Annotated in this window: 17 protein-coding genes; 1 reads left to right on the plus strand and 16 read right to left on the minus strand. The window is 68.8% G+C overall.

The genetic code is table 11. The annotated features are described in order from the left end of the window. Positions 1–28: 28 nt before the first annotated feature. The 11 genes from rpsS to F9C11_RS03535 form a co-directional block, all read right to left on the minus strand. Positions 29–310 (minus strand): 30S ribosomal protein S19, encoded by a 282-nt coding sequence (gene rpsS / locus F9C11_RS03485; protein ID WP_003102083.1) that lies wholly within the window; start codon positions 308–310, stop codon positions 29–31. 18 nt (positions 311–328) lie between these two features. Continuing rightward, positions 329–1162, minus strand: a complete 834-nt coding sequence (gene rplB, locus F9C11_RS03490; protein ID WP_009072306.1) for a 50S ribosomal protein L2 — start codon at positions 1160–1162, stop codon at positions 329–331. A 15-nt stretch (positions 1163–1177) separates the two neighbouring features. Continuing rightward, on the minus strand, positions 1178–1489 hold the full coding sequence (gene rplW / locus F9C11_RS03495; RefSeq protein ID WP_009072304.1) for a 50S ribosomal protein L23: 312 nt from the start codon (positions 1487–1489) through the stop codon (positions 1178–1180). After that, on the minus strand, positions 1486–2175 hold the full coding sequence (gene rplD, locus F9C11_RS03500; RefSeq protein ID WP_409183487.1) for a 50S ribosomal protein L4: 690 nt from the start codon (positions 2173–2175) through the stop codon (positions 1486–1488). Before rplD ends, rplW begins: the two co-directional genes overlap by 4 nt. Positions 2176–2177: 2 nt before the next feature. Beyond that, on the minus strand, positions 2178–2828 hold the full coding sequence (rplC, locus tag F9C11_RS03505) for a 50S ribosomal protein L3 (RefSeq protein ID WP_409183488.1): 651 nt from the start codon (positions 2826–2828) through the stop codon (positions 2178–2180). Positions 2829–2858: 30 nt separating this feature from the next. Further along, a complete protein-coding gene (gene rpsJ / locus F9C11_RS03510) occupies positions 2859–3164 on the minus strand; it encodes a 30S ribosomal protein S10 (protein WP_003102098.1) in 306 nt (101 codons plus the stop codon). Positions 3165–3551: 387 nt separating this feature from the next. Next, a complete protein-coding gene (tuf, locus tag F9C11_RS03515; protein WP_409183489.1) occupies positions 3552–4745 on the minus strand; it encodes an elongation factor Tu in 1194 nt (397 codons plus the stop codon). A 126-nt stretch (positions 4746–4871) separates the two neighbouring features. Further along, positions 4872–6971: an elongation factor G gene (gene fusA, locus F9C11_RS03520; protein WP_101436017.1), complete on the minus strand. Its 2100-nt coding sequence runs from the start codon at positions 6969–6971 to the stop codon at positions 4872–4874. A gap of 63 nt (positions 6972–7034) precedes the next feature. Further along, positions 7035–7505 (minus strand): 30S ribosomal protein S7, encoded by a 471-nt coding sequence (rpsG, locus tag F9C11_RS03525; RefSeq protein ID WP_009072291.1) that lies wholly within the window; start codon positions 7503–7505, stop codon positions 7035–7037. Then, complete coding sequence (gene rpsL, locus F9C11_RS03530; RefSeq protein ID WP_003102113.1) at positions 7505–7879, minus strand: 30S ribosomal protein S12; 375 nt, start codon at positions 7877–7879, stop codon at positions 7505–7507. Before rpsL ends, rpsG begins: the two co-directional genes overlap by 1 nt. Before the next feature lie 814 nt (positions 7880–8693). Further along, a complete protein-coding gene (locus F9C11_RS03535; protein WP_101436018.1) occupies positions 8694–8846 on the minus strand; it encodes a hypothetical protein in 153 nt (50 codons plus the stop codon). Positions 8847–8929: 83 nt separating this feature from the next. Here F9C11_RS03535 and F9C11_RS03540 point away from each other — a divergent pair, with 83 nt between their 5' ends. Next, the gene (locus F9C11_RS03540) at positions 8930–9409 is read left to right on the plus strand and encodes a GNAT family N-acetyltransferase (RefSeq protein WP_409183490.1); all 480 of its coding nucleotides are present in this window, start codon (positions 8930–8932) and stop codon (positions 9407–9409) included. Here the strand turns inward: F9C11_RS03540 and F9C11_RS03545 are convergent. The 5 genes from F9C11_RS03545 to F9C11_RS03565 all read right to left on the minus strand — a co-directional run bounded on the left by F9C11_RS03545 (position 9402) and on the right by F9C11_RS03565 (position 14355). Further along, positions 9402–9893, minus strand: a complete 492-nt coding sequence (locus F9C11_RS03545; RefSeq protein WP_409183491.1) for an MmpS family transport accessory protein — start codon at positions 9891–9893, stop codon at positions 9402–9404. The two genes, F9C11_RS03540 and F9C11_RS03545, sit on opposite strands and share 8 nt — an antisense overlap. 75 nt (positions 9894–9968) lie before the next feature. Then, entirely contained in the window at positions 9969–10202 is a 234-nt protein-coding gene (locus tag F9C11_RS03550; protein WP_409183492.1) for a hypothetical protein, read from the minus strand. A gap of 19 nt (positions 10203–10221) precedes the next feature. Beyond that, positions 10222–10638: a hypothetical protein gene (locus F9C11_RS03555; RefSeq protein WP_409183493.1), complete on the minus strand. Its 417-nt coding sequence runs from the start codon at positions 10636–10638 to the stop codon at positions 10222–10224. Between the two features lie 32 nt (positions 10639–10670). Continuing rightward, positions 10671–12431 carry a hypothetical protein gene (locus tag F9C11_RS03560; RefSeq protein WP_409183494.1) on the minus strand — a complete coding sequence of 587 codons (1761 nt, stop codon included), beginning with the start codon at positions 12429–12431 and terminating at the stop codon, positions 10671–10673. 61 nt (positions 12432–12492) lie between these two features. Then, positions 12493–14355, minus strand: coding sequence for a hypothetical protein (locus F9C11_RS03565; protein WP_409183495.1), 1863 nt, complete (start codon positions 14353–14355; stop codon positions 12493–12495). Positions 14356–14363 lie beyond the last annotated feature (8 nt).

The following is a 14363-nucleotide window of genomic DNA, read 5'->3' on the forward strand; positions in this document are numbered from 1 at the left end:
CTGCTTCCCTTAACTTTCTCTGGCCCGCTCAGCGGCGGCGCGACTTGCGGTCGTCCTTGATGTGGCCCTTGAAGGTCCGCGTCGGGGCGAACTCGCCCAGCTTGTGACCCACCATCGCCTCGGTGACGAACACCGGGACGTGCTTGCGGCCGTCGTGCACCGCGATCGTGTGCCCGAGGAAGTCGGGGATGATCGTGGAGCGCCGCGACCAAGTCTTGATCACGGTCTTCTTGCCCGATTCGTTGAGAGCGTCCACCTTCTTGAGCAGGTGGTCGTCCACGAACGGGCCCTTCTTAAGGCTGCGTGGCATGTGCTTCTACCTCCCTGCTCAGCGCTTCTTGCCGGTGCGCCGGCGGCGGACGATCAGTTTGTCGGACGGCTTGCTCTTGCGGGTGCGGCCTTCGGGCTTGCCGTTCGGGTTCACCGGGTGACGGCCACCGGAGGTCTTGCCCTCGCCACCGCCGTGCGGGTGGTCGACCGGGTTCATCACGACACCGCGGACAGTCGGGCGCTTGCCGCGCCAGCGGTTGCGGCCCGCCTTGCCCCAGTTGATGTTCGAGTGCTCCGAGTTGCCGACCTCGCCGACGGTCGCGCGGTTGCGCACGTCCACGTTGCGGATCTCGCCCGAGGGGAGACGCAGCTGGGCGTAAGGACCGTCCTTGGCGACGAGCTGCACGCGGGCGCCGGCGGACCGGGCCATCTTCGCGCCGCCGCCGGGGCGGAGCTCGATCGCGTGGATCACGGTGCCGACCGGGATGTTGCGCAGCGGCAGGTTGTTGCCCGGCTTGATGTCGGCGCGCGGGCCGTTCTCGACCGTGTCGCCCTGCTTCAGCTTGTCCGGCGCGATGATGTAGCGCTTCTCGCCGTCGGCGTAGTGCAGCAGCGCGATGCGCGCGGTGCGGTTGGGGTCGTACTCGATGTGCGCGACCTTGGCCGGCACGCCGTCCTTGTCGTGGCGACGGAAGTCGATCACGCGGTAGGCGCGCTTGTGGCCACCGCCCTTGTGCCGGGTGGTGATCTTGCCCGAAGCGTTGCGGCCGCCGGTCTTGCTCAGCGGACGCAGCAGCGACTTCTCCGGCGTGGACCGGGTGATCTCGGCGAAGTCCGAGACGCTCGAACCGCGACGACCCGGGGTCGTCGGCTTGTACTTGCGGATGCCCATACTCAGCTCAGTCCTTTACGCGGTGGGTCCGCCGAAGATCTCGATCGCCTTGCTTTCCGGCGAAAGAGTCACGATGGCGCGCTTGGTGTCCTTGCGCTTGCCGAAGCCGGTACGAGTCCGCTTCCGCTTGCCCTGGCGGTTGGCCGTGTTGACGCTGACGACCTTCACGCCGAACACCTTCTCGACCGCGATCTTGATCTGGGTCTTGTTGGCGTCCGGACGGACGATGAACGTGTACTTGTGGTCCTCGAGCAGCCCGTAGGACTTCTCGGAGATCACCGGCGCGAGCAGGATGTCGCGGGGGTCCGGGATGGCGACCGAGCTCACTTCTCGTCACTCCCTTCCGAAACCTCGCTCGAACGCGCGAGGGCCTTGACGACCTTCCCGCGGACGGGACCTGCCACGAACGTGTCGTAGGCGGCCTTGGTGAACACGACGTCGTCGTTGACCAGTACGTCGTAGGTGTTGAGCTGGTCAGCCCAGATCAGGTGCACGTACGGCAGGTTCCGCGCGGACACCCAGGCGAGCTCCTCGTCGCGGTGCAGGACCACGAGAACGCGCTTGGCCTGGGTCGCGGCGGCGATCGCCGCCTTGGCGGACTTGGTCGACGGCTTCTCGCCGGTGACCAGTTCCGTCACGACGTGCAGCTGGCCGGCGCGAGCCCGGTCGGAGAGGGCGCCACGCAGGGCGGCGGCCTTCATCTTCTTCGGGGTGCGCTGGGTGTAGTCGCGCGGCGTGGGGCCGTGCACGACGCCACCGCCGGCGAACTGCGGCGCGCGGGTCGAACCCTGGCGGGCGCGACCGGTGCCCTTCTGCCGGTACGGCTTCTTGCCGCCACCGGAGACCTCACCGCGGGTCTTCGTGTCGTGCGTGCCCTGGCGCGCGGCGGCCAGCTGGGCCACCACGACCTGGTGCATCAGCGCGACGTTGGCCTGCACGTCGAAGATCTCCCCGGGGAGCTCGACGGTGCCGTCGGCTTTACCGGCCGGGGTCTTCAGCTCGACGCTCGTCATCGTCAGTTACCACCCTTCGCGGCGCTGCGCACGAACAGCAGGCCGCCCTTGGGACCGGGCACCGCGCCCTTGATCAGCAGCAGGCCGTCCTCGGCACGCACCGCGTGCACGGTCAGGCCCTGCGTGGTGACCCGGTCGCTACCCATCCGGCCCGCCATCCGCAGGCCCTTGAACACGCGGCCCGGCGTGGCGCAGCCGCCGATGGAACCCGGCTTGCGGTGCACGGCCTGCGCACCGTGGCTCGCGCCCTGGCCCTTGAAGCCGTGGCGCTTCATGACACCGGCGTAGCCCTTGCCCTTGCTGGTACCGGTCACGTCGACCGTGGTGCCTGCCTCGAACACCTCAGCGGTGATCTCCTGGCCGACCTCGTAGGTCTCGGCGTCGGTGGTGCGCAGCTCGGCGAGGTGCCGGCGCGGCGTCACGCCCGCCTTCTCGAAGTGGCCGGTGCGCGGCTTGTTCACCTTGCGCGGGTCGACCGCGCCGAACGCCAGCTGCACGGCCGCGTAGCCGTCTTTGTCGGTGGTCCGGACCTGGGTCACCACGTTCGGACCGGCCTTGACGACAGTGACCGGGACGACCCGGTTCTGCTCGTCGAAGACCTGGGTCATGCCGAGCTTGGTGCCCAGGATGCCCTTCATTTGCCTGTCAGACATGAGTTCTTATCTCCGCCGCTCGCCCAACGCTTACTGGATGTTGACGTCGACGCTCGCCGGGAGGTCGATGCGCATGAGCGCGTCCACCGTCTTCGGCGTCGGGTCGAGGATGTCGATCAGACGCTTGTGCGTGCGCATCTCGAAGTGCTCGCGCGAGTCCTTGTACTTGTGCGGCGAGCGGATGACGCAGTAAACGTTCTTCTCGGTAGGCAGCGGCACCGGCCCGACAACACGGGCGCCGGTGCGCGTGACCGTTTCCACGATCTTGCGCGCCGAGGTGTCGATCGCCTCGTGGTCGTAGGCCTTGAGCCGGATGCGGATCTTCTGTCCCGCCATGGTGGCTGCGTTCCTTGTCGTCTCGTGCCGCTTTGTCTCGTCAACCTGGGCCGGAACCCGGGTTTCAGCAGTTCAACGGCCCTGTCCCCGGTCCACGCGGTCGGGCGTGTCGCGCCCGCCGCACAGACGGATCCCTAAGGATCGTCGTCTTGCCTGGTCTTCCTCTACGTGAGGAGGCCGCGGGCCGACGCGAAGGTCGTCCCTACTGGCCTTTGCCCGCTAGCCTCACCCGAAGGAAGAGCTCCACGGACCGTGGCCGCTCGTGCCAGGGCGGCCGGAACCCGTAAGGATTCGGCCGCCCCAGGACGAGCAACCTGAATAGTGTCGCACACGTGAGTTGACGCCCTGAACTCGGGGGTGTATTGACCCGAATTCAGGGCGCCGACGTCACTTGATGATCTTGGTAACCTGGCCCGCGCCGACGGTCCGGCCACCCTCGCGGATGGCGAAGCGCAGACCCTCGTCCATGGCGACCGGCTGGATCAGCACGACGCTGATGTCCGTGTTGTCGCCCGGCATGACCATCTCGGTGCCCTCGGGGAGGGTCACGACGCCGGTCACGTCCGTGGTGCGGAAGTAGAACTGCGGGCGGTAGTTGTTGAAGAACGGGGTGTGCCGGCCGCCCTCGTCCTTGGACAGGATGTAGACCCGGCCCTCGAACTCGGTGTGCGGGGTGGTGGTGCCCGGCTTCACGACGACCTGGCCGCGCTCGACGTCCTCACGCTTGATGCCGCGGAGCAGGAGGCCGACGTTGTCGCCCGCCTGGCCCGAGTCGAGCAGCTTGCGGAACATCTCGACACCGGTGACGGTGGTCTTGGTCGACTTCTCGCGGATACCCACGATCTCGACCTCTTCGTTCACGTTGACCTGGCCGCGCTCCACGCGACCGGTCACGACGGTGCCGCGACCGGTGATGGTGAAGACGTCCTCGATCGGCATCAGGAACGGCTTCTCGAGGTCACGCACCGGGTCCGGGACGTTGTCGTCGACGGCGTGCATGAGGTCGAGGACCGCCTGGCCCCACTTCTCGTCGCCCTCGAGGGCCTTGAGGCCGGACACGCGCACGACCGGCGCGTCGTCGCCCGGGAACTCCTGCGAGGACAGCAGCTCGCGGACCTCCAGCTCGACGAGCTCGAGGATCTCCTCGTCGTCGACCATGTCGGCCTTGTTCAGCGCCACCACGATGTAGGGCACGCCGACCTGGCGGGCCAGCAGCACGTGCTCGCGGGTCTGCGGCATCGGGCCGTCGGTCGCCGCGACCACCAGGATCGCGCCGTCCATCTGCGCGGCGCCGGTGATCATGTTCTTGATGTAGTCAGCGTGACCGGGGGCGTCCACGTGCGCGTAGTGCCGCTTCTCGGTCTGGTACTCGACGTGCGAGATGTTGATCGTGATACCGCGCTGCTTCTCTTCCGGCGCGTTGTCGATCTGGTCGAACGCACGGGCCTCGTTCAGCTCCGGGTACGCGTCGTGCAGAACCTTGGTGATCGCCGCGGTCAGCGTGGTCTTGCCGTGGTCGACGTGACCGATGGTGCCGATGTTGACGTGCGGCTTGCTCCGCTCGAACTTCGCCTTCGCCACTGGAATGTCCTCCTGGACTGGATTTGCTTGTGCTCGCGGGGCAGCGTGGCTGCCACCCCGCGAATGTTCCTTCGTCGTTGCTGCGGACGTTCAGGAGAGTCCCTTAATGCCCGCGAGCGGAGGGGATTACTCCCCCGTCGCCTTCGCGATGATTTCCTTCGCGACGTTCGCGGGAACCTCGGCGTAGGAGTCGAACACCATGGAGTAGTTCGCCCGGCCCTGGGTACGGGACCGCAGGTCGCCGACGTAGCCGAACATCTCCGACAGCGGAACCAGTGCCTTCACGACACGGGTACCGGCGCGCTCCTCCATGGCCTGGATCTGGCCACGGCGGGAGTTGAGGTCGCCGATCACGTCACCCATGTAGTCCTCGGGAGTCGTGACCTCGACGGCCATCATCGGCTCGAGGATGACCGGGCCGGCCTTCTTCGCGGCTTCCTTCATCGCCATGGAACCGGCGATCTTGAACGCCATTTCGGAAGAGTCGACCTCGTGGTACGCGCCATCCAACAAGGTGAACTTCAACCCGACGAGCGGGTAGCCGGCCAGCACGCCGTACTGCATCGCGTCCTGGGCGCCCGCGTCGACCGACGGGATGTACTCCCGCGGCACGCGGCCACCGGTCACCTTGTTGTCGAACTCGTAGAGAGCACCGTCGGTGCGCTCGAGCGGCTCCAGCTTCACGATGACCTTCGCGAACTGGCCGGAACCACCGGTCTGCTTCTTGTGGACGTAGTCGAGCTTGTCCACGGTCTTCTTGATGGTCTCGCGGTAGGCGACCTGCGGCTTGCCGATGTTCGCCTCGACCTTGTAGTCGGACTTCATCCGGTTGACGAGCACCTCGAGGTGGAGCTCGCCCATGCCGGCGATGATCGTCTGACCGGTCTCCTCGTCCAGGTTGACCTGGAACGTGGGGTCCTCCTCGGCGAGCTTCTGGATCGCCAGGGAGAGCTTCTCCTGGTCGGCCTTCGTCTTCGGCTCGATGGCCACCTTGATGACCGGGTCCGGGAAGGTCATCGACTCGAGGACGACCGGGTTCTGCGGGTCCGCCAGGGTGTCCCCGGTGGTGGTGTCCTTCAGGCCGATGACCGCGTAGATGTGGCCGGCCAGGGCCTCGTCGACCGGGTTCTCCTTGTTGGAGTGCATCTGGAAGATCTTCCCGATGCGCTCCTTGCGCTCCTTGGTCGCGTTGACGACCTGCGCTCCGGCGGCGACCTTGCCCGAGTAGACCCGGATGTAGGTCAGCTTGCCGAAGAACGGGTGCGCGGCGATCTTGAACGCGAGCGCGGAGAACGGCTCCTCGGTCGTCGCGTGGCGGGTGACCGGGGTCTCGCCGTCCGGCAGCAGGCCCTCGACCGGCGGCACGTCCAGCGGGGACGGCAGGTAGTCGATGACCGCGTCCAGCATCGGCTGCACGCCCTTGTTCTTGAACGCGGAGCCGGCCAGGACCGGGAACGCCTCGCGGGTGACGACGAGGTGGCGGATGCCGTTCTTGATCTCGTCCTGCGACAGCTCTTCGCCCTCGAGGAACTTCTCCATCAGCGCGTCGTCGGTCTCCGAGACGGCCTCGATCAGCTTCTCGCGGTACTCGGCCGCGCGGTCGGCCAGCTCGGCCGGGATGTCCTCGACGGCGTAGTCCTCGCCCTTCTTGACCTCGCCGCGCCAGACCAGAGCCTTCATCCGGACCAGGTCGATGACGCCCTCGAAGTCGTTCTCCGCGCCGATCGGCAGCTGGATGGCCAGCGGCCGGACGCCGAGACGGTCCTCGATGGTCTTCAGGGTGTAGTAGAAGTCCGCGCCCAGCTTGTCCATCTTGTTGACGAAGCAGATGCGCGGGACGTCGTACTTGTCCGCCTGCCGCCAGACCTGCTCGGACTGCGGCTCGACGCCTTCCTTGCCGTCGAAGACGGCGACCGCGCCGTCGAGCACCCGCAGGTTGCGCTCCACCTCGACGGTGAAGTCGACGTGCCCGGGGGTGTCGATCAGGTTGATCTGGTAGTCGTTCCAGAAGGTGGTGGTCGCAGCCGAGGTGATGGTGATGCCCCGCTTCTGCTCCTCCTCCATCCAGTCCATCGTGGCGGCGCCGTCGTGGACTTCGCCGAGCTTGTAGTTGATCCCGGTGTAGAACAGGATCCGCTCGGTGGTGGTGGTCTTACCGGCGTCGATGTGCGCCATGATGCCGATGTTGCGGACCTTGTTGAGGTCGGTCAGCACTTCACGTGCCACGAGAATGTTCCCCTGTCTCGAACGTGGGGCCCGGCATGGCTTCTATCGGCAGCCGGGCGGTCATCACCAGCGGTAGTGCGCGAAGGCCTTGTTGGACTCGGCCATCTTGTGCGTGTCTTCGCGGCGCTTGACGCTGGCGCCAAGGCCGTTGCTCGCGTCCAGCAGCTCGTTCTGCAGCCGCTCGATCATCGTCTTCTCGCGGCGCTGCTGCGAGAAGGAGACCAGCCAGCGCAGGGCCAGCGTGGTGGAGCGGCCGGGCTTGACCTCGATCGGCACCTGGTAGGTGGCGCCGCCGACGCGACGGCTCTTCACCTCGATGGTGGGCTTCACGTTGTCGAGCGCGCGCTTCAGCGTGACGACCGGGTCGGTGCCGGTCTTCTCGCGAGCGCCTTCCAGCGCGCCGTAGACGATGCGCTCGGCCAGGGACCGCTTGCCGTCCTTCAGCACCTTGTTCACCAGCTGGGTGACCAGCGGGGAGGCGTAGACGGGGTCGGAGATCAGCGGCCGCTTCGGCGCCGGACCCTTGCGAGGCATTAGCTCTTCTCCTTCTTCGCGCCGTAACGGCTGCGCGCCTGCTTCCGGTTCTTCACACCCTGGGTGTCGAGCGAACCGCGGATGATCTTGTACCGAACACCCGGCAGGTCCTTCACACGACCGCCGCGCACGAGCACCATCGAGTGCTCCTGGAGGTTGTGACCCTCACCGGGGATGTATGCGGTGACCTCGATGCCGCTGGTCAGCTTCACACGAGCAACCTTGCGCAGGGCCGAGTTCGGCTTCTTCGGGGTCGTGGTGTACACGCGGGTGCACACGCCACGACGCTGCGGGCTCCCCTTGAGGGCCGCGGTCTTCTGCTTGGCAGCCTTGTCCTGGCGGCCCTTGCGGACCAGCTGCTGGATCGTGGGCAATGGACCAGCTTCCTGTCGTGATCTTGCTTCTTCGTGTCTTCACCGGTCCCCGCGGTCGGGCGTGTCGGCCCGCGTCACGGTCTCGCGACCGGTAACTTCCCGGAGGGATTTTCCGTCGGAACCCCACGTGGCGAGGCCGGTGAACCGGGTGCAAAAGCACCCCGCTCATGCCCAACGGCACGCGGAGCGGCCCGACGCCTGCCGGGCACGGTCTCCAAAGATACCCGTCCACTCGCGGAGCGGTCCGGGCGGGGGGTCGCTACGGTCGCCGACCGGTCATCGTAACCCCAGATCGGGGCCTTGGGACGGCGCCGCGCGGGACTTCCCGGGATGCAGAACGCCGTGCGGCGGGACGCTATTCCCGGGGGAGTTGCCGCGGTCAGAGCGCACTCCGGCTCGGATGCCGGGACGGGGCGACCACTGGATGGACCCGCTTCCGAGCCCGCGCCCCGGCGCCGCATTGAGTGCGGCAGAGGAGCCGGGGTTCTCAGCAACCCGAGTGACCTGCCGCACTGGATCCGGCGGCGGGATGCCGAGGTCCGCGAAGAACGCTGCGCGTCGCGTGCGAGAGCGGCTGCGGCGAACTCACCCGGCGAGGGGAGCGCGCGGGCCGAGTCGGGATCCCGCGAAGTCCTCATCGGGGTTTATCCGCGGTGCGCGTGCGGCGTTAAGAACGCGAGAGAAATTCGTCAGCGGCAAGGAGAAGCGCCGCTGGGCGCTCCACAATGGAGCGGTCCCGAGGCGACGATCGCCGCACCGGGACAGAGCGCGAAACCCGGCCCGGCGGCGGGCCCCCGCCGGGCCGGGCCGCGGGTCAGTCCTCGTCCGGCTTCGCGTGGTCGGGCTTGCCCGGATTGGGGTCGCGCGACAGATCGATCAGCGGGTGCACTCCAGCCCCCTCCGGCGCGGCATGGCTGCCGCCGGTCTTCTTGTCCCCCGGCTGGTCGACGTTCTCGCTGCCGTCCATGTCGCCTCCTCGTTCGGTTCCCCTGCCGTTCTGCACGGTACCTGCCGGGCAAATCGGTGGACGGCCTCCCCAAGATGAGGGACGTGGACTGGAAGATCAGCGAAATCGCGCCCGGACACCCCGAGGCCGCGGCGATCCTGCGCGAGTACCTGGACGACGTCGCGTCGCGGTATTACGGCCGCCCGGCCACCCCCGCCGAGGTGGACGAGGCGCTGGCCGACGAGCCCAGCGCCGACCTCGTCGCGCCGACCGGGGCGTTCCTGATGGCCTACCGGGACGGGAAGCCCGCCGGCTGCGTCGGGGTCCGGATGGTCGAGCCGGGGCTGAGCGCGTTGACGAAGGTCTACATCCGCCCGGAGCACCGCGGGCACGGCGGCGGAAAGCTGATCGTCGCGGCGGCCGAAGAGGCGGCGAGGCGGCTGGGCTCGTCCCGGATGCGGCTCGACACCCGGGACGATCTGGTCGAAGCACGCGCGCTGTACGCGTCGATGGGCTACGCGGAGGTCGAGGCGTTCAACGACGACCGGTACGCCGAGCACTGGTTCTCCAAGGACCTCAGCTGAGCCGTCCCGCGCAGGTGGCGACCTCGCCGTCGGCGGCTTTCGCGGACCGCGCCAGCACGCCGTTCACCGAGACCCGGCATTCGACCGGTCCGCTCGACTGGCCCATCAGCTGCACGGTCGGCGCGACGGCCGTCTTCGGCCAGGTCAGCGTCTTGCTCCAGGGCAACGGCACGGACAGCTCTTGGTGCACCAGGCCGAGGCCGTTGTCGTCGTAAACCACGGTGGCGGTGCCGGAGCCGGTGAGTTCGTAGGTGATCTGCCAGCTGGACGGAACGGGTGCGGCCGGGGCGGTCGACGTCGTCGGGGCCAGGGTGCGGGTGACGGTGCGGTCCGGGGCGCGCTGCGGCGCTTCGGCGGCCGGCGCGGCCACGGCGGCCGGAGCGGGCGCGGAGTCGTCGCCAGCGCCGAGGATCACTACGGTCGCGGCGACGGCGGCCACCGTGATGCCGGCGATCGCGAGCCGGCCGATCAGCTGTCTGTCCATGTTCCTTCTTTCGCCAGGCCCCGCCCGGGCCGCCGGTGGTTCCCGGGGACGAGGGGAACCACCGGCGGAGCCGGGTCAGCCGGGCAGGATCCGGCCGGGGACGCCGTTCAGCGACTGGATCAGGCCCAGCACGGGCACGCCCAGCGGCGCGAACGTCCAGATGTTGTTCAGATTCGACGTGTCCGGCTCGTCGACGACGGTGACGCCGGGCTGGTCCTGAGCGGCGGCCAGCGCGGGCGCGGCGGCGCCGAGCACGGCGGCTCCGGCGAGCGCGGTGGCGGCGACGGCTCGGACGACAGTCTTCTTCATGGCTTTTCTCCTTCTGTGCTCAGGAAACGGCGGTGACGAGGTTGAACACCGGCGCGAGGAGCTGGGCCGGGGCTTGCGTGGTCGGGCCGAGGACGCTGCCCGCGTCGAGGCCGGGAACGACCCAGACCGACGGGCCGCCGCCGGTCGGCGCGCCGGGGAGGCCGGGCAGGCCCGGCAGGGAGGGCAGGCCACCGGTCGGCAGGGACGGAAGGCCACCCGTCGGCAGCGACGGAAGGCCACCCGTCGGCAGCGAGGGGAGGCCGCCCGTCGGCAGCGACGGAAGGCTCCCGGTCGGCAGCGAGGGCAGTCCCGCGGCGGGCGTGCCGGGGGCAGCGGGGGCGGCGGGAGTGGCGGCGCTGGCCACTCCCCCGGCGAATCCGGCGAACGCCCCGGCCGCGGCGAGCGGCAGCAGGATCCGGGCGGCAGTGCGTTTCATCAGGGGTTTCCTTTCTTCGGGGAACTGCGGGGTCAGCGGAGCGCGCCGCTGATCGGGACGATGGTTCCGTCGGGGATCCATTGCCCGGCGTAGTCGCGCGCGGCCTGCATGCCGGGCGCGTGCGGTTCGTTGGGATACATCGGCATCGCGTTGACCTGCGCCGCCGCGAACAGCTGCACCTCGCCGTTCACCGCGGTCCACTGTGGACCGAGCCAGGTCCGGAACCCGCCGAGCGACGGGCTTTCCCCGCCGAAGCTGTTGCCGACGGCCACCGCGTAGCTCACCGCGAGCTGGTCGCGCGGGTCGAAGCGCAGCGGCATGGCGGCGCTGGCCACGGTGTTCACGATGGGTCCGTTGAGCAGCCACGGCGCGAGGTACAGGCCGAATTGGTGGGTCGGTTTGAGCCGCTGCGATTCGGCGGCGCGGCTCATCGCGAGGTACCCGTCGCTCCAGCCGGAGACGACCACCAGCGCGGTGTCGGCCGCCGCGTCCGGGCGCACCGGCAGACCGACACGGGCAGCGGTGTCGCGGACGAGCTGCGCGGCCTGTACGCCACGCGGCGACCGGTCCTCGACCAAGGTGATCGCCGACGGCTTCCGCGAGGCGAGGAATTCGACCAGTTTCACCAGCGAACCGCGGTCCTCCGGCGACAACGCGTCCGAGGGGCAGCTGGTCAGCACGTCGCGTTTCTCCGCCACCAGACCGCCGAGCGCGGCTTCCGCGCATTCCGGCGCGTCGGCGTCCGAGACCGTCGGGCCGGCCTCGGTACCCGCGTCGACGTCGATCGTCGTGGTCGCGTCGCCCTTGTGCACCACGAGAGTGCTGCGTCCGGGCGGCAGTTCGACCTCGGCCCAGCTGCCTTCCGCACCGGCACGCGCCGCCGCGGTGGTGACGATCCCGCCTTCGACGCCAGCGGACAGGTCCGGGCCCGCGCTCGCCGGGAAGTGCACGAGGTTGCGACCTGGCCGTTGCGGGCTGACCAGCACCGGCACGGTCGCGCCGCCGACTTTCGCGTCCGCCAGCAGCGGTACCCCGGGCACGGGCAGCGGCGCTGGCTGCGGCACCGCGGCGAGCGCACTCCACGCGACGAAGCCGAGTGCGACCCCGGCGACGCCGTAGCGGTAGCCGCGAAGGGAAGCGTTGCGGGACAACAAGATCGCCGACACCACGGTGACTGCTGCGGGCAGCAGGACCACCACGATCAGCGAGAGGCCGAAGAGCGTTTCGTACAGCCGCCGGTCGAAGGCGACTCCGGAGACGCCGAGCTGCACGACGCCCGCGAGCGTCAACAGTCCGGCGAGGCTGACCGACAGCGGACCGACGCGCAACGGCGTCGAGCGCCACTCCTCCACCGGCACCCACGCGGACAACAGGGTCACGCCGAACCACAGCGCGGCCGCAGCGACGTACACGGTGTCGATGGCGAAGGAGATGCCTGTGCCGTCGACAGAGGTTTCCAGCACCACGAGCACGACCAGCGCGAGCGAAGCCCACCGACCCGCCGAGGGCCACCGAAGCAGCACCGGCACCGCCAGCGCGAGCACGATGTGCACGATCAGCGCGATGAGGTTGACGTCGACCGTCGCCGCCGACACCCCGGCCAGCACCGCCGAGCCGACGCCCAGCGCGCCGGTGGTGAGCCACAGCTTGCGCGGCAGCGGGCCGACGAGCGGACGCAGAATCCCGGTGCCGGCGAGGAAAGCCGTCGCCAGCAGCAGTATCAGCCGCAGCACCAGCGCGGCACTGTCCACACCGGACGATCCGGTGGGCGCCGGAGTGACGTGGTGATCCATGGAGACCTTCTTCGGGGAGAATCCCGGCGCGCGGACGGGCGCCCGCGCGCCGGGAAGGGAGTTACTTCACGTTCTGGTCGGCGACCACGAACAGCTCGGAGTGCGGCTTGGCGTTGCCGAAGTCCCCGTGCGGCCACGACTTCCGGTTGAAGTTGATGCCGACCTGGCCGGTGAACTCGTCGCGGAAGTTCTGATCGACCGCGACCTTCCCGTCCGGCGACAGGTTCAGCAGGTTGACCTTGTGGTCACCGTCCAAACCGGACCGGGCGACGAAGTAGTTCGACATCGCGATGTGCTGCGGCTGCTGGGTTTCGTGGTAGAAACCGTCCTGGCCGAGCGCGAAGTTGTCGTACGCGCCCCAGTGCGGGCCCGCCCCGGGCACGCCCGGGTTGATCGGCGCGGAGCCGACGACGGTCGGCAGGTCTCCCCCGCCGCCCTGCTGCGCCTTCTCCTTGGTGTCGACGCGGCCCTTGATGTCCTCGACCTTGTCGCCCGCCGCGACCAGCTTCTGGATGTCGAGCACGTACACGCCGCCGGTGGTGCCGGGGTCGTCCGGGCCGAGCGCGCCCTTCTGCCTGCCCTGCACCGCGTGGTACAGGAACCGGTCGTCCGGGCTGGTCTGCAGCCAGCCGCCGTTGGAGCTGGCGCCGTTGGAATCGTTCTGCGAGTAGATCGGCTTGCCCGCGGTGCCGTCGTCGAACACCTCGATCCAGTGCGGCTCCTTCGCCGTGATGTCCGGCGTGTAGAAGATCGCGCCGCCCTGCATCGTCTCGGCGAACGCGCCCTTGTGGCCGGGCAGGTTCGTCACCGTGGTCTCCATGACCGCGCGGCTTTCCGAGTGCAGCGGGTCCGCCGGATTCGCCCGGGGCCCGTCCTGCAGGTAGGACACCGCCTTCAGCTTCGGGTGGTTGCGGTCGGAGATGTCCCAGGTGCGGATCGTCGGACGGCGCAGATACGGCGACGGCTGCTTCACCGGGTCGAGAATGATGTTGCGCGGTTCGGCGTAGTCACTGGTGACGAGGGTGTTGAGGTCCTCGCGCGCCTGGATGCCGTGCGGGTTCGCGCAGGACGGTTTGCCCAGCTGCGGCAGGTTGTCGCACAGCTTCGCGTTGTCGCCCTGCGGGGTAGCCGCCGGACTCTGCGACAGCACCTGTGCGTTCTTGTCGAAGCGCACGACCTCGCCCGGGCTGCCCGCGAAACCGTTGCCGATCTGCGTGGAGCCGTCCTGGTAGGCGTACGGGCCGGGCACGACCGGACCGCCCATGTACGTGCCGTACGCGGTGCCGTCCTTCAGCACCCAGTACGCGTCGGGCACGGAACCGCCGAGCGTCTGCGTCGGCAGGCTGATGCCCTTGAGTTTCAACTGGGGCAACGCACTGACGTCGAACGCGTACGTCGCCGCGGCGAACAACGCACCGGCGTAAATCGTGTCGCCCTTGTGCCACACGTATTGCATGTGGTGCGGCTCGTTTTCGACGAGCGGGCCGACGGTCGCGGTGTTCACCACCTTGCCGTACGTCGGCGAGCCTTGCGTCGCGTCGATCACCGCGAGGAAATCGGGGCCAGGCAAGGCATTCTTGATTTTCCCGAGACCGCCGCCGAGCGAACCCGGCAGGTTTTTGACGTCCTTCACCGCGGTGTCGGCGATGTTCTCGTCGCCTGCCCAGACCAGCAGCCACTTCTTCGGCGTGCCGTCCGCGGACCGCGCCTGCGCGGCGAGGTCCTTGCCCACCAGGTGGTTCTGCACCCAGTACTGCTTGCCGTCGGACGCGGTCTTGGCGTCGGTGACCACCTGGACGTCGGCGTAGGCGCTGGTGGCGGACCCGGTGTAGGTCACCGCACCGATCGCGAGCGCGGCCGCACCGGCGACGGTCAGCGCTTTCCGCCATCGGGGCGGGGCGCCCGATGAGGAGCTGAATCGCATTGTGTCTC

The organism is Amycolatopsis sp. VS8301801F10 (assembly GCF_046195355.1).
Taxonomy (GTDB): Bacteria; Actinomycetota; Actinomycetes; order Mycobacteriales; family Pseudonocardiaceae; genus Amycolatopsis.

What these genes read in the sequence shown, in the direction of transcription:
- rplB (WP_009072306.1), bottom strand. Translation starts at nt 1,162, where the DNA reads ATGGGCATCCGCAAGTACAAGCCGACGACCCCGGGTCGTCGCGGTTCG.
- F9C11_RS03555 (WP_409183493.1), bottom strand. Translation starts at nt 10,638, where the DNA reads ATGAAACGCACTGCCGCCCGGATCCTGCTGCCGCTCGCCGCGGCCGGG.
- F9C11_RS03560 (WP_409183494.1), bottom strand. Translation starts at nt 12,431, where the DNA reads ATGGATCACCACGTCACTCCGGCGCCCACCGGATCGTCCGGTGTGGAC.
- rplC (WP_409183488.1), bottom strand. Translation starts at nt 2,828, where the DNA reads ATGTCTGACAGGCAAATGAAGGGCATCCTGGGCACCAAGCTCGGCATG.
- F9C11_RS03545 (WP_409183491.1), bottom strand. Translation starts at nt 9,893, where the DNA reads ATGGACAGACAGCTGATCGGCCGGCTCGCGATCGCCGGCATCACGGTG.
- rpsS (WP_003102083.1), bottom strand. Translation starts at nt 310, where the DNA reads ATGCCACGCAGCCTTAAGAAGGGCCCGTTCGTGGACGACCACCTGCTC.
- F9C11_RS03535 (WP_101436018.1), bottom strand. Translation starts at nt 8,846, where the DNA reads ATGGACGGCAGCGAGAACGTCGACCAGCCGGGGGACAAGAAGACCGGC.
- F9C11_RS03550 (WP_409183492.1), bottom strand. Translation starts at nt 10,202, where the DNA reads ATGAAGAAGACTGTCGTCCGAGCCGTCGCCGCCACCGCGCTCGCCGGA.
- F9C11_RS03565 (WP_409183495.1), bottom strand. Translation starts at nt 14,355, where the DNA reads ATGCGATTCAGCTCCTCATCGGGCGCCCCGCCCCGATGGCGGAAAGCG.
- rplD (WP_409183487.1), bottom strand. Translation starts at nt 2,175, where the DNA reads ATGACGAGCGTCGAGCTGAAGACCCCGGCCGGTAAAGCCGACGGCACC.
- rpsG (WP_009072291.1), bottom strand. Translation starts at nt 7,505, where the DNA reads ATGCCTCGCAAGGGTCCGGCGCCGAAGCGGCCGCTGATCTCCGACCCC.
- rpsJ (WP_003102098.1), bottom strand. Translation starts at nt 3,164, where the DNA reads ATGGCGGGACAGAAGATCCGCATCCGGCTCAAGGCCTACGACCACGAG.